The organism is Streptococcus constellatus (assembly GCF_902167705.1).
Taxonomy (GTDB): Bacteria; Bacillota; Bacilli; order Lactobacillales; family Streptococcaceae; genus Streptococcus; species Streptococcus constellatus_A.
The window spans coordinates 154515-167361 of sequence record NZ_CABHMZ010000003.1 but is presented as its reverse complement, the minus strand read 5'-3'; the positions used below and the strand labels follow the sequence as shown (position 1 = coordinate 167361).

Below are 12847 nucleotides of genomic sequence, written 5' to 3'. Positions count from 1 at the left end.
TATTATTTAAACAGGGTCATATAAAAAGCATGAATACTATTCACCAAATTTGTAAAAGCATTCAGCCAAAAGAGAACTGACAATCCATACCGTTTCTTACGAAATGCTTGTGTGGCCGCTATAACACAAACGACACACAAAAGAGCCGTAAAAAATCCGAAAATACTACGTTCCATTTACGACTCCTTTCTCTGAAGGGTTGTTACAGTAAAGCCATATTCATTCTTTTCGTCTTTGGCATAAAAAGAACGAGAGAGCTCATGAAATTTCGTCATATCAAAATCTTTCGGGAAATAAGTATCCCCCTGTAAACTAGCATGAATACGCGTCACAATCAACTCATCAACTAAAGGCTCGAATGCAGAAAAAATCTGACCGCCACCGATAATATAAAGAGTTTTTTCCTGAGTCTCATACCATTTCATAACAGAGTCAACATCATGAAACACCAGAACTCGCTCATTCTCTGCCTGATAAGATTTGTATCTCGTTAAAATAATCGTAGTACGATTGGGCAATACTCTGCGGTTCATTCCGTCAAATGTCACCCTACCCATTAAAATAGCCTGCCCAGTTGTCGTTTCTTTAAAATGCTTGAGGTCAGCTGGTAAATGCCAAGGCAATGTGTTGTCTCGCCCAATCAAGCCATTCTCATCTTGCGCCCAAATAGCTACAATTTTCTTTGTCATTTCCTCATCCTTTGAATTGATATTTCTATTTTATCAAATTTCAGTAAAAAAGGCTGATTTTAACTATCAAATCAACACCAATTTATATTGCACAAGAAAGTTGAAGCAAAAGCCTCGGATCTTTGAATTATAAGTTTAAAAATTCTAAACATAGAACTAAACAAATATAATTTTATTGAGTCAAAGAATTTGCTATCTTTTTGAAAGTCCTGTACCAATCTCAAATAGCTAAATCAAATTTCAACTGCGGCTTAACAGGATCATAATCAACTAATTCAAAATCTTCTGCTTTAATATCAAAAAAGTTGGTTCCGTCTGGAACATTTAAAACCAAGCGTGGCAGGCAGTTAGTTGGTTCACGTCGAAGCAATTCCTCTGCCTGTTCAAATTGATTATCATAAATATGCAAGTTGTTGACAAAATAAAAGAATTTACCAACTTTCCAGCCAAAATGCTTGGCAATCATCATTTGCAATGCTACATACTGCATGGCATTGATATGATGCGCCACGAGCATATCATTTGAGCGTTGTGTCAGAGTTGCATCCAGATAGATTTCACCATCTACACGACGCACATCAAACATGGTCTGAAAGGCACAAGGCAATAAGCCTTCTGTTTCTTCAAAAGCTTCATAATCCCAAAGCGAAATAATGTTTCGTCGATTCCACGGATTGATCTCCAATTGTTTCAAAATTTTATTGATAATATCATGCTTTTTAACCACCGCTCCATAACGCAAGCCAATCGTGCGAGTATCTCCCACTTCCCAATCGTTCCAATAGTGGACATTGTACTTTTCTTCTAAAATATCTAAGCTATTGGATTGGTCTTGGTAAATCCAGAGCACCTCTTTGATAGCTGACTTGATAGCAATCGGGCGAAGCGTTATGATAGGAAATTCTCCCTTGCTCAGGTCATATTCAGCAAAAGAACCGGTGATATACTTAGAATTAGCCACTTTCCCGTTTTTATAACGAGGGCGTGCATTTTCAGAAAAAACACCTTCATGTAAAATTTTTCGAATATTTTCTTTAAAAATAGTATCTGCTTTTGTCATGATTTCCCTTTTCTAATATTGCTTTTTCTAGTATAACACAAAACAAAAATCTCCTACAAGTCAAAACCTTGCAGGAGAACATTCTTCAATATCGAATTTTCTGAGCTCCATAAATTGAATGCTGGCGATGTAGAGAAAAGGCTACCACACAGACTATGAAAAAATAGGGGAAATTAGTAAAGCCAAATACTTCACAGCCGATTAGAATAGGGCCTAAAAAAGTAGATGTTGCACTTCCAAAAACAGCGGCATAGCCCAACGCAGCAACCAAACCAACCGGGAGTCCAAATAAACCTGCTAGCAACACACCTAAGCTTGCACCAATTGCAAAAAGCGGTGTTACTTCTCCGCCTTGAAAGCCTGCAGCTAATGTCAAAACTGTTAGAAGTAATTTGAAGAGCCAATCATATACATAGACGGGCTGACCAGCAAAACTGGCTGTAATCAAATTTGTTCCAAGCCCTGAGTAGCGTCCTTTATCTAACAACAGAAAGATAATACTTAAAAATATCCCCATCACCGCAATCCGTTTGTAGGGATTTGGAAAAACAATTGCTGCTTTCTTTTTGCTCCATGAAAGAGCATAAGCAAATACATTGCCACAAAATCCAAATAGAACTCCAAGAATCACTAATTTGATAAGAAGCATCGGTGACAATGCCAAATGAACAGAAATTGGCTGTGCAAATTTTTCAAGTCCTAAAACATGCGATGTCCAAGAAGCAACAAAGGAAGCTATCATTGCAGGATACAGAGCGGTCAGTTGCAAGGTTCCTACAACCAAGACTTCCATTGCAAACAAAATTGCCGCCAATGGTGTTTGAAACAGTCCAGCAAAACCAGCAGCCATTCCTGTGACTAAAAAGATTTTTGAAGTATTGGGAATAGAAAATTTCTTGCCAAACCAATGAGAAACTGTTGCTCCTAATTGTACTGCTACTCCTTCTCGACCAGCTGAGCCACCAAAAAGGTGCGTCATCCAAGTTCTCACTATAACGAGAGGAATCAAGCGTTTTGGAATATATTCCTCTACACCATGCCCTACTTCAAAAATCAAGGTCATTCCTTTGCTACTTTTTTTACCGTATTTTTGATAAAGAAATACAATCGCTAATCCTGCCAAAGCTAAAAAAGGAATCAAGTAAAAGGGATATATTGAGCGAACTTCACTTAAAAATAGAAGAGTTCGCCCAAATATCGTATCAATAACTCCAATCACTAATCCTATGAGAATGGACAATACCGTAATAGCTATCGTTCGTTTCCCAATATCAAGCCATTCTACGCTATCTACTTTTTTCATTTTATTGCCCTCATTATTAGATATGCCGGTCTTGATAAGCACGTGAATGTTTTAAAATATCTGAAAAAGTCTGAACAATGGTTTCCTCGTACTGTTTTTCATGTACACTATTTGCAACTTTCTCTAGAATAACTTGTTCACGTTGGGTATCCAAGACAGCTTTTCCAGTCTGACGTTTATAAAGAGCAACTTGACTCACCAAAGCCATTCTTTTTTCTAATAAAGCAATCAAATCTGCATCTATTTGATCAATTTCTCTTCTAATTTCTGCTAAATCCATGATGTCCTCCTAATTGTTTTCTATCTTAACAAAATTTTTCACAATATGCTAGTGCCCGTTTTATCACTACCAGCCACTTCAAGTACTTTTTCATACACCCTATCATTCCATTTTACAAGTCCATCGTTTTGATAGTCTAAATAGTAAATCCTATCTTTCAGATGATTTGGAATGATTTCTTCAAATTCTTTTTTATTTTGGCTTGGAATAATGCACGCATGAAGACTAGGATTTAATAATATCGGCTCTATAATATTTGTAGTGAGTAAATCTACTTCAAAGATTATGAAATCATTTATAATTGCTATATTTATTATACACCTATCTATTCAAAAATTGTCATACAATTAAATACAAGTCTCAAAAGAGATATTTTCACTCCAAAAAGACTTAACCAAAATAAATATGAATAGATTATCTCCTCCTTTTTCTCAATTGAATGCAAAAAAGCTTGCTAAAAATGAGACAAGCCCAGCAAAATCCCGTCCCTTTTAACCTCAATTGCTCCCAATAATGTCCACGATGCTGGTTTTTCTAAAATCTTAGTTGACAAGCCCTTTCTTTCTATGGTAATTTAAAAAAATAGAGGGAGAATCGTCTATGTTAGATAAATATTTGGAAGAATCTATTTTAAATAAAGCAACTATTTTACAAATTATTCTAGAATTTCAAACGATTGATATTGAGCAACTAGCACAACTCAGTGAATTTAGTGAAAAAATCATCTATCAACATCTAGCAGAATTAGAAGAGGAATTCAATGATTTATTTTGTCTGAGAGTTCTAAAAGACACGGTTCACTTAGACCTGATGACAAAAATCAATCCTTCGGTCTGTTTTCATCGGATTTATCAAAGTTCAACTTTTCTCCACCTCTTGCGCTATTTCTTGCAAGAGGAAAAAGAGAGTTTCATTTGTTTCATCCAAAAGGAATACATTTCTAGAGCAACCGGCTACCGAATACGTGATAAGTGTCTGGACTTTCTGAAAGAAGTCGGACTATCTTTAGACAAATATCAGGTCATAGGACCAGAATACCGCATTCGTTTCCTTATCGCCTTGTTGGAATATAAATTTGGCATTCATCTGTATGAGATTAAAGACAAAGAGTTGAAGCTCGTTTATCAATGGATTCGTTCTTCTAACGCCCACCTCTCGCAAAAAGCCTTTGAAGAAGCTACAGAAGAAAGTCGCTTCTTTTCTATTCTCGTGGTGCTAATGTGGAAACGAAAGGGATTTCCTCTGGTTCTGCCCGCCTCACAAGAATTGGAGAAACTCAAAACACTCTTTGTCTATTCCAAATTACTAGCCTTAACCAAGAAAATCTTAGAACCCGCTCTAAAAGTGACGTTTACACAAGCAGACTATGATTATCTCTTTTTAGCCTATTGTACTGCTCCCAATCCTTTCTTTAAAGACAAATGGCTGGAGCACGATTGCAATGCTGCTCTCGATATTGTCACAAAACAAGGAATGTTGGTGCCGCTCATTCAAAAATTTCGCTTGTTATTCGGAGATGAGCTGACTGACTCTCAACCGTTTCGGATTGTTATGCTTTTCTTTTTGAAACCTTTTCTCTGCAATTTACAGAGTCTGGTACCCAATTCTTACATTTTCCAATACGATCATCGCGGATTGTTTGACCCACTTTATCTCCTTTTGAGTTCACTTGTAAAAGAATGGATGAAAGAGCTAGGATTGACGGGTGAAGTACACAAGTACCACATTTATCACGTAACCATTCAGCTGCAGGAGCTGATTTATGCTAATATGGCACCCATTCCACTGTACATTTTTGCAAGTAACAATGCAGATGTAACCACTTTAAAGAATGCTTTTTCAAGAAATATTCCACCTTCTATTACTCGGATTGTGGTAATTGATTTTTTGAATAATTCTCTACACTTACAAGCCCATGAAGAGACGAGCATAATTGTGGCGGATCAACATATTTCGACTTATATCAAGAGCTTGTTTCCTGAGAAGGAACATATCCTCATCAACTTCTCAATGAATTTTTATGACATTCATTACCAACATATCTATGAAGCAATTTATAAATTGAGGAAAAAGCGGTATCAGGAATATATCAATGGGTTGAAAAAGTTACTTTAGCCATAATTTTTATAGAAATATTATCAAATAAATAAACTTTTTCTTTATATCAGAGATGTAATAAAACTATTTTCTTATCTCATTGTTTTCATAAATTTGAATAGCTTACAGATGACTAAAGATTGCAAATCGCAACAATATAAATAAAGAGGCAAATTTTCAGCTTAGTTTCAAGTAATTTAATTTTTCAGCAGGAAAAAAGTCTGAAGAAAATGACTCAAAAAAGTTTTTCTTCAGACAAAATCTGCTTTGCCAAGTATTAAGAAGACAATTTCCTACGTGAAGATAGGGACATAATTCCGTAGAGCAAAAAGCTCGCAAGCAAATAACCAATAAAGATTTTGAAGGACCACTGCAAGACATAAGGCCAACCATATTTGGGAATGTTTAAAAAGAAATAAGCAAACGGACTGTCTTTGGCACCTGGAATAGACCACTTGATGACCAGACCATTAAACAGGGCAAAAGCCATGTAAAGTAAAGGCAGACTAGTCCAAGTAAATGGGTCAAACCACCGATATTGTGAGCGTTTATCAAAAAACAAGGTATCTACTAAAAACCATAGCGGCACAATGTAATGGCATAAGAAATTTTCTAGCCGATAAAAATCAGTTGCTAATGGAGCAAGCATGAAATGGTAAATCACACAAGTAATCATGATACACATCGTGATACCGCCTTTGATCCGAAAGAGTGTTTGCGTTTGCCAACGACTTTCAGAACGCGCCATTAGATATAGCAAATAGGCTGTGAAAGCTGTTACGATCATGTTAGACAAAACAGTGTAATACATGAGCATGCCCAAACCGCCATGCTGTGTAATTTCAAGATAAACTCCTACAAATCCTAAGATAAACAGCACCATGCGACTATAAAAAATTACATTTCGCTTCATCATCAACCTCAGATTTTCTTAACAAATTCTGATTTAAGCTTCATCGCACCAAAACCGTCAATCTTGCAGTCAATATTATGGTCTCCTTCTACAATCCGAATGTTTTTCACGCGCGTCCCTTGTTTCAAATCCTTTGGAGCACCTTTGACTTTTAAATCTTTGATGAGAGTGACAGTATCTCCGTCCGCAAGTTGATTGCCATTTGCATCAATCGCTCTGATACGATCATCTTCTTCAAGGACTTCTGCCGGATTCCATTCATAAGCACATTCTGGACAAACTAATAGTAAACCATCTTCGTAAACATATTCTGAGTTGCATTTTGGACAATTTGGTAATTGATTCATCTTCTCTCCTCACTAATCATCTCTAAGCATTTTGCCTAAAATTTATCATACTTTCCTATTTTACTATAAAATAAAAAATTTGACAAATTAAAGAAAATGACTAATTTCTAAAGGAAATGTGATTGCTTAAATAGTCAATCATCGCTTTCTCTTTTGTAAATTTTGCCTTTTGATACTTCATTAAGGTGCTGTTCTTTTGATTTTCTACCAAGTAAAATAAATGAATTTCTAAGAAACGCTGCAAAGCAAAACGGTAACAAAGTTCTGGATTGATTTCCCTAGTATAATTTGCAAAAAACAAGTTAGCCAGTTCAGTAAATGACGCAACATTAGTTTTCAAAGACAAGCCCCACAAAAATGTTCCAATATCTTCCTCTGGAAGAGAATAACGTGCATCACCAAAGTCTAGAATATTTAATTTACCTTTGTGAAAAAGAATATTGTCAGCGTGCAAATCGTTATGAATGAAAAAGGCAGACTGAGCTTGTTTCGCTTTCTTTAAAATACTTGTATTTATTTGGAATAATTCCCAATAATCTTTATAATTTGGAATATCCTTTTCTAATTCCTTTTCATAAGAGAGTGACCTAATATGCAAACTAGAAACCAAATCATCATAGACTGGAATTCTCTGATATTCTGTAAAATTTTCCTTTGAGAAATCATGAAAACGAACGATTTTTTGAGCTATCTGAGGAATTATATTTTTCTCAAAAGAAACGATTTCTCCTTTTAAATAGACAGATTGCATTACATATATAGTGCCTTTATTAACACTTAATGAGAAAATCCACTCTCCGTCTTGAAAAGGAAGATAAGCAAAATCATTCAATCCTTCCTCGCGCAACGCATTTGCAAATTGAATTTCTCTCTGCAAATAAGATTCCGCCTCAGAAAAAAGCAGAGAAGTCTGAGGAAGATAGAGAATACGCACAACAACTCGTTCATTCATTACATAATTTAAGTTCTCAGTCCCACCTGATAACGGACGTAATGATATATCTTCACCATATAAATCTCGAAGTAGTTTTTTAATCAATATTTCATTTTGAAATGGTTGGAAAAACATTTCCTTACCTCCCGATTTTTACACTAAAGTATACCACAAATTTGTTTATTTCATTTTCCCAGTTCCTGAGTGCGTTTATAAGACGCAGCAACGGCTTTGATAATGTTTCCTCTACTAAAATACAATCCGTTTATACTTCATTTCTACTCTCTCCCCAGCCTGATACATTGCATTATTATACCAAAATTTCGAGCAAAATAAAAAAGAAATGAAGCACAAAGAGTCTTTTCTCACTTCATTTCTTTTCTCAATTTCTCTAGTGTTTCTTGGAAAATAGCTGGCGCTTCTGCTGTAAATTCCATGACTTCTCCCGTCTTAGGATGAGTAAATCCAAGCGTTCTAGCATGTAAAAATTGACCGTGCCCTTTTAGCGTTTTACGTGGTCCATATACTTCATCACCTGCCACTGGGTGACCAATATAAGCCATGTGCACACGAATTTGATGCGTACGACCTGTTTCCAGCTGCAATTCTACCAGCGTATAATTGCCAAAACGTTCTAAAACGTGAAAACGTGTAACAGCTGGTTTTCCTTTTGCTGTTACAGCTTGTTTTTTTCTATCTTTTTCACTGCGTCCAATCGGTGCTTCAATAACGCCTCTATCATTCGGCAGATTGCCATGCACAATAGCCCAATACTTCCGTAGGGATTTTTTATCTTTTAATTCCTCAGCGAGCTTGATATGCGCATCATCGTTCTTGGCAATCATCAACAATCCTGATGTGTCTTTGTCAATCCGATGAACAATTCCAGGACGCAAAACACCATTGATACCGGACAAATCCTTGATGTGGTACATCAGCGCATTGACCAGCGTTCCGCTCGTATGCCCTGCACTGGGATGCACCACCATGCCTTGAGCCTTGTTCACCACTGCGACATCTTCATCCTGATAAACAATATCTAGCGGCAGATTTTCTGCAACATACTCCAGCGCTTCTGGTTCGGGCAATTCATAAGTAATCACATCGCCTGCCTTGACAGCATACTTTGCTTTCCTCACTTGCCCATTGACTAAGATTTGTCCATTTTTGATTTGCTCATTGGCATGGCTGCGGGATAATGGTGTCAAATCAGCAACCGCCTTGTCCAATCGTACACCGCCAATCTCTACTTTAACTTGCATTGTCCTCTTCCTTTAACATCATCACTATCAGCACAAGCACGCCAATCGTCAGATAACTATCCGCAACATTAAAAATTGCAAAATTGATAAAATCGAGCTGAAACATATCCACGACAAAACCTTGGCGCATGCGGTCAATAAAATTTCCAATTCCACCTGCAATAATCAAACTCAGAGCAGACAGCAACCAGACAGAACCTTTGATGTGCTTGCTCAAATACCAAATAGCAGCTCCAATCACCACTAAAGTAATTACCGCAAACAACCATTGCTGGTTCTCCAGAATTGAAAATGCCGCTCCTGTATTTCGCAAATAAGTCAAACTCAAAATCTTTGGAATGAAAGGCTTTACTTCGCCTAATTGAATGTTTTTGACAATTTCAAACTTGACCCATTGATCCAGCGCAATCAAGGCTACAATCACAATCGGCACGGTCACTTTTCGTTTCATTTTTCACCTCTTTTTGCAAAATATTCTTCCATCACAGCAACAAAAGCTGCACCGACCGGTGAAAGCTCTACTTCTTCGCGTTTGACATAAACCATGCGGTTTTCCAAATTGTCTTTTAATCGAATCACCGTAATGCCGTTTACACTATTGCTATCCAAAAATCCAGAGCCTGTCGCATAAGCATCTGTCCGCTCTAAAATACCATTTAAAGTAGCACGGTCCGTCACATTAAACATCTGCGAACTGGCGCTGGTGTCCACGAAATTCTCTGAATAATAGAGATATTCGTCCTTTTCCTGTGTAAAACGAACCGTCGGCAAATCTACCAAATCGTCCATAACTAACTCATCTTTTTCAGCTAAAGGGTGGTCTGCCCGCAGATAAATGTGTGTCTGAAAAGGAATCAAATCTACCACTTCCAACCCCAATTTATCAATCCGCTGCATCATTCCCTTGGTATTTTGGTTATTCAGATAGATAATGCCAATCTCGCTGTGCCCTTGTGCGACTTCGTTTAAAATCTGCACCGTTGTGGATTCAAAAATTCGGAAATTCTTATCTTTTGGATAGCATTTGGCAAATTCCGTTATCAGAGGCGGCAAGAAATCATAGTGCTGGCTGGCAATGGAAAATTCTGCCTTTTCTTCCTCTGGGTTAGCGTATTGATTTTGAAATACATCAAATCCTTTGACCAATTCTTGGGCTTTTTCGTAAAATTCCATTCCTCGACGTGTCAGAAATGTGCCGCTGCTCGTTCTACGGAATATTTTAAAACCCAATTCTTTTTCTAAATCCCGAACCGCAATAGACAAGCTCGGCTGGCTGACATACATTTTCTCAGCTGCTTCACGAAAGGTGCCACTATTGGCAATGGCTACAACATAGCGCAGTTGTTGAATATTCATTCTTTTATCCTCTTTCAAGTGTTTTATCATTATAGCATAAATCAAGGCATAACTAAACCGTCATACACCCATGAAATCCAGTCGTCGCTTCTTTCATATCTTCCTAATAAAGCAGATAATAAAACAAGTTGTTTTTGGCTGCTGCAAGTGACATTCAAGTTCTTTCACTCATGTAGCGGCTTATCTCATCAGCTGTCAATTTTCGCACTTCTGTATTTGGGTACTCTTTGTATTCATGAACGGTAAAAACAGGTGCCAGCAATGGACATGTTTTATCCTTATTCTTTTTTAAAAATACTTGTAAATCTTCTTTTGCTGCAAATATTTTATAAGACAGTCTTCCCTTGCTATTTTCTATTTCATAAATACCGCACGGCTTTTTCATCGTATAATCAGCGGTTCGCAAGTATAGCTTTGCGATTTCTAAGGATTTAAACGGAAAATGCCACCTTTGCAATCCTCTCTTTGGGTCTTTTTCAATGCAGATACAACGCCCACATGTTCCACAAATATACTGCCTGTGGTGTTGCAAACAATCCAAAGGATTCAGTAAAGGCGTTCTTCTACTTTCCCTAGAATAACATTCTTGACACATGTTTACCTCCTCATAGACGACTTCTATCATGGTGAACATCCAAGTTTGACACAAACCATTCACATCATACCTCCCTCATTATATCATAAATAAAGAGCGAGAACTTTGACAAAGAGGTCTATTCAAGATATAATGTAAAAAAATAAACAGAGGACAAAAGGACATGGCAAATTCAAAGCTTATTACGCGGCTGAAACGCTCCGAGGGACAACTGCGCGGCATTCAAAAAATGATAGAGGAAGAGCGCGACTGTGCGGACATTATCACCCAATTAACCGCTGTGCGCTCTAGTGTCGAGCGGGTCATTGAGTTGATGATTACCGAAAATCTCACCGAATGCCTCGACCACCCTTTAGACGACCCAGAAGCACAAAAAGAGCGACTAGAAAAAGCCGTCCAATACCTTATCAAACGAAAATAACCTCAGCAGGCGATGAAAACTGCTGAGGTTTGTTTCTTATATCTTATAACAGTTGCTTTCTGCTTTGAATCAGAATCCCTGACATCAGCCCCCAAAATACAGGATAGGCTACAACCATTATGAGCGAGTGTGAAGACTGGGAGATCCTATCTGAGATTAAATACAAAAATAAGGCAAGAAAAGTAAGAGTATCTATAAAACGGTAATTCAACCTCTCTTCGTTGTTCTTTTTGCTAAATCGTTTTAAAACTGCTAGGAATCTTTTAGAAAGGCCCAGATTCAGTCCATTAAAAAAGAAAGTGAAATGCACCAGAAGAAGGGGGATAGTCATTTTTGTAATCGTAGAATACAGCAAAACACCTTCACCAACCACTACTAGTACGAGTAAAAGGTAAAGTCTAAACCTAATTGCTTGTTTTTCTTTGCCATTATAATCCTTTTCCAACCTTTGCGCCTCCTCTTAGCTGACCGACACGTTTGATTTGATATTATCATAGCACGGCAGAACGCAAGATTCAAGCTATCACCTCATTTATTTAGAAAAATAGAACTGCACGCAGCTCTTAAAGGAGTGTCAGCTTGGCGGACAGAGTGAACCTGTTTTTAGGCAAGCCGTCAGCCTAGCGGACGGAGTGAACTTGTTTCTGGGCAAGCCGTCAGCCCGGCGGACGAAGTGAACTTGTTTCTGGGCAAACCGTCAGCCCGGCGGACAGAGTGAACCTGTTTCTAGGCAAGCCGTCAGCCCGGCGGACAGAGCAAACTTGTTTCTAGGCAAGCCGTCAGCACGGCGAACGAAGTGAACTTGTTTCTGGGCAAACCGTCAGCCCAGCGGACAGAGTAAACTACTTTCAGGGCAGGCTATCGACCCGGTCGACGGAGTGAACTGCTTTTAGGACAGACTATCGACTCGGTCGACGGAGTAAATCGCTTTTGGGGCAGGCTATCGACCCAGTCGACAAAGTAAACTACTTTCAGGGCAAGCTGTCGACCCAGTCGACGGAGTGACAGGCGGTCGACCATTGAAAGAAAAGTCCCCTCAATATGATATAATAAAGGTAATAAAACAAATCAAAGGAGGCAAGTAAAATGGACTTATACGCAAAAGTAGAAGAAACCTTAAACAAGCTAAACATTCCATTTGAAATCGTGGAACACGAACCGGCACTTACGACCGAGCAAGCAGACAGCTTTATCGAAGGCATTGAAGGCGTCCGCACCAAAACGATGTTTCTCACTAACAAAAAGAAAACTGCCTACTACTTGCTCATCATGGACGACAAAAAGCGCTTGGACATGGATTTGTTTAAAGAACTGGTAAAAGCCAATAGAATCCGCATGGCATCCTCTGACAGCCTATTTGAAAAAATGATGTTGCCAGCAGGCGTCGTTTCTCCATTTGGATTGTTAAACAATGCCGATAAAGACATTCAAGTTTATTTTGACAAAGAAATCATGTCGGAAAAACGAATGAGTTTTCACCCTAATACCAATGAGAAAACACTCTTTTTAAACACGACAGACCTACTCAAATTCCTAGAAGCCATTGGCTACGAAGCTCATATTATCGAATTATAAAACAACAAACCGATT

16 protein-coding genes are annotated in these 12847 nt (G+C 37.9%); 3 read left to right on the top strand and 13 right to left on the bottom strand.

Going from position 1 to position 12847, the window contains the following annotated elements; translation table 11 throughout:
• Positions 1–2: 2 nt before the first annotated feature.
• From FQ204_RS01075 to FQ204_RS01055, 5 genes are all read right to left on the bottom strand, one after another.
• Entirely contained in the window at positions 3–176 is a 174-nt protein-coding gene (locus FQ204_RS01075; RefSeq protein WP_144207557.1) for a hypothetical protein, read from the bottom strand.
• Complete coding sequence (locus FQ204_RS01070) at positions 177–689, bottom strand: dihydrofolate reductase (protein ID WP_144207554.1); 513 nt, start codon at positions 687–689, stop codon at positions 177–179.
• 220 nt (positions 690–909) lie between these two features.
• Complete coding sequence (locus FQ204_RS01065) at positions 910–1749, bottom strand: thymidylate synthase (protein ID WP_144207551.1); 840 nt, start codon at positions 1747–1749, stop codon at positions 910–912.
• An 85-nt stretch (positions 1750–1834) separates the two neighbouring features.
• Entirely contained in the window at positions 1835–3052 is a 1218-nt protein-coding gene (locus FQ204_RS01060; protein WP_144207547.1) for a voltage-gated chloride channel family protein, read from the bottom strand.
• A gap of 16 nt (positions 3053–3068) precedes the next feature.
• A complete protein-coding gene (locus FQ204_RS01055; protein WP_144207544.1) occupies positions 3069–3332 on the bottom strand; it encodes a chorismate mutase in 264 nt (87 codons plus the stop codon).
• Positions 3333–3932: 600 nt separating this feature from the next.
• Here FQ204_RS01055 and FQ204_RS01045 point away from each other — a divergent pair.
• Positions 3933–5447, top strand: a complete 1515-nt coding sequence (locus FQ204_RS01045) for a helix-turn-helix domain-containing protein (protein WP_144207541.1) — start codon at positions 3933–3935, stop codon at positions 5445–5447.
• A 259-nt stretch (positions 5448–5706) separates the two neighbouring features.
• On the opposite strand, the gene FQ204_RS01040 is transcribed toward FQ204_RS01045, so the two are convergent.
• From FQ204_RS01040 to FQ204_RS01010, 7 genes are all read right to left on the bottom strand, one after another.
• A complete protein-coding gene (locus FQ204_RS01040; protein ID WP_144207538.1) occupies positions 5707–6342 on the bottom strand; it encodes a Pr6Pr family membrane protein in 636 nt (211 codons plus the stop codon).
• 8 nt (positions 6343–6350) lie between these two features.
• Entirely contained in the window at positions 6351–6689 is a 339-nt protein-coding gene (locus FQ204_RS01035) for a zinc ribbon domain-containing protein YjdM (protein ID WP_144207535.1), read from the bottom strand.
• Between the two features lie 100 nt (positions 6690–6789).
• Entirely contained in the window at positions 6790–7758 is a 969-nt protein-coding gene (locus FQ204_RS01030) for a phosphotransferase enzyme family protein (protein WP_144207532.1), read from the bottom strand.
• Between the two features lie 230 nt (positions 7759–7988).
• Entirely contained in the window at positions 7989–8885 is an 897-nt protein-coding gene (locus FQ204_RS01025) for an RluA family pseudouridine synthase (protein WP_144207529.1), read from the bottom strand.
• Positions 8875–9336, bottom strand: coding sequence for a signal peptidase II (lspA, locus tag FQ204_RS01020; protein WP_144207526.1), 462 nt, complete (start codon positions 9334–9336; stop codon positions 8875–8877). Before lspA ends, FQ204_RS01025 begins: the two co-directional genes overlap by 11 nt.
• Positions 9333–10241 carry a LysR family transcriptional regulator gene (locus FQ204_RS01015; protein WP_144207523.1) on the bottom strand — a complete coding sequence of 303 codons (909 nt, stop codon included), beginning with the start codon at positions 10239–10241 and terminating at the stop codon, positions 9333–9335. The genes lspA and FQ204_RS01015 overlap by 4 nt, the downstream gene beginning before the upstream one ends.
• Positions 10242–10395: 154 nt before the next feature.
• Positions 10396–10836, bottom strand: a complete 441-nt coding sequence (locus tag FQ204_RS01010; protein ID WP_144207520.1) for a hypothetical protein — start codon at positions 10834–10836, stop codon at positions 10396–10398.
• Positions 10837–10999: 163 nt separating this feature from the next.
• Here FQ204_RS01010 and FQ204_RS01005 point away from each other — a divergent pair, with 163 nt between their 5' ends.
• Positions 11000–11257, top strand: coding sequence for a metal-sensitive transcriptional regulator (locus tag FQ204_RS01005; protein ID WP_006267925.1), 258 nt, complete (start codon positions 11000–11002; stop codon positions 11255–11257).
• Positions 11258–11300: 43 nt separating this feature from the next.
• Here the strand turns inward: FQ204_RS01005 and FQ204_RS01000 are convergent, their stop codons facing one another.
• Positions 11301–11702: a hypothetical protein gene (locus FQ204_RS01000; protein ID WP_144207517.1), complete on the bottom strand. Its 402-nt coding sequence runs from the start codon at positions 11700–11702 to the stop codon at positions 11301–11303.
• A 641-nt stretch (positions 11703–12343) separates the two neighbouring features.
• Between FQ204_RS01000 and FQ204_RS00995 the strand changes: the two genes are divergently transcribed.
• Entirely contained in the window at positions 12344–12832 is a 489-nt protein-coding gene (locus FQ204_RS00995) for a prolyl-tRNA synthetase associated domain-containing protein (RefSeq protein ID WP_003041616.1), read from the top strand.
• The last annotated feature ends 15 nt before the right edge of the window (positions 12833–12847 follow it).

What these genes read in the sequence shown, in the direction of transcription:
- FQ204_RS01035 (WP_144207535.1), bottom strand. Translation starts at nt 6,689, where the DNA reads ATGAATCAATTACCAAATTGTCCAAAATGCAACTCAGAATATGTTTAC.
- FQ204_RS01015 (WP_144207523.1), bottom strand. Translation starts at nt 10,241, where the DNA reads ATGAATATTCAACAACTGCGCTATGTTGTAGCCATTGCCAATAGTGGC.
- FQ204_RS01055 (WP_144207544.1), bottom strand. Translation starts at nt 3,332, where the DNA reads ATGGATTTAGCAGAAATTAGAAGAGAAATTGATCAAATAGATGCAGAT.
- lspA (WP_144207526.1), bottom strand. Translation starts at nt 9,336, where the DNA reads ATGAAACGAAAAGTGACCGTGCCGATTGTGATTGTAGCCTTGATTGCG.
- FQ204_RS01005 (WP_006267925.1), top strand. Translation starts at nt 11,000, where the DNA reads ATGGCAAATTCAAAGCTTATTACGCGGCTGAAACGCTCCGAGGGACAA.
- FQ204_RS01060 (WP_144207547.1), bottom strand. Translation starts at nt 3,052, where the DNA reads ATGAAAAAAGTAGATAGCGTAGAATGGCTTGATATTGGGAAACGAACG.
- FQ204_RS01070 (WP_144207554.1), bottom strand. Translation starts at nt 689, where the DNA reads ATGACAAAGAAAATTGTAGCTATTTGGGCGCAAGATGAGAATGGCTTG.
- FQ204_RS01040 (WP_144207538.1), bottom strand. Translation starts at nt 6,342, where the DNA reads ATGAAGCGAAATGTAATTTTTTATAGTCGCATGGTGCTGTTTATCTTA.
- FQ204_RS01030 (WP_144207532.1), bottom strand. Translation starts at nt 7,758, where the DNA reads ATGTTTTTCCAACCATTTCAAAATGAAATATTGATTAAAAAACTACTT.
- FQ204_RS01010 (WP_144207520.1), bottom strand. Translation starts at nt 10,836, where the DNA reads ATGTGTCAAGAATGTTATTCTAGGGAAAGTAGAAGAACGCCTTTACTG.
- FQ204_RS01075 (WP_144207557.1), bottom strand. Translation starts at nt 176, where the DNA reads ATGGAACGTAGTATTTTCGGATTTTTTACGGCTCTTTTGTGTGTCGTT.
- FQ204_RS00995 (WP_003041616.1), top strand. Translation starts at nt 12,344, where the DNA reads ATGGACTTATACGCAAAAGTAGAAGAAACCTTAAACAAGCTAAACATT.
- FQ204_RS01065 (WP_144207551.1), bottom strand. Translation starts at nt 1,749, where the DNA reads ATGACAAAAGCAGATACTATTTTTAAAGAAAATATTCGAAAAATTTTA.
- FQ204_RS01025 (WP_144207529.1), bottom strand. Translation starts at nt 8,885, where the DNA reads ATGCAAGTTAAAGTAGAGATTGGCGGTGTACGATTGGACAAGGCGGTT.
- FQ204_RS01045 (WP_144207541.1), top strand. Translation starts at nt 3,933, where the DNA reads ATGTTAGATAAATATTTGGAAGAATCTATTTTAAATAAAGCAACTATT.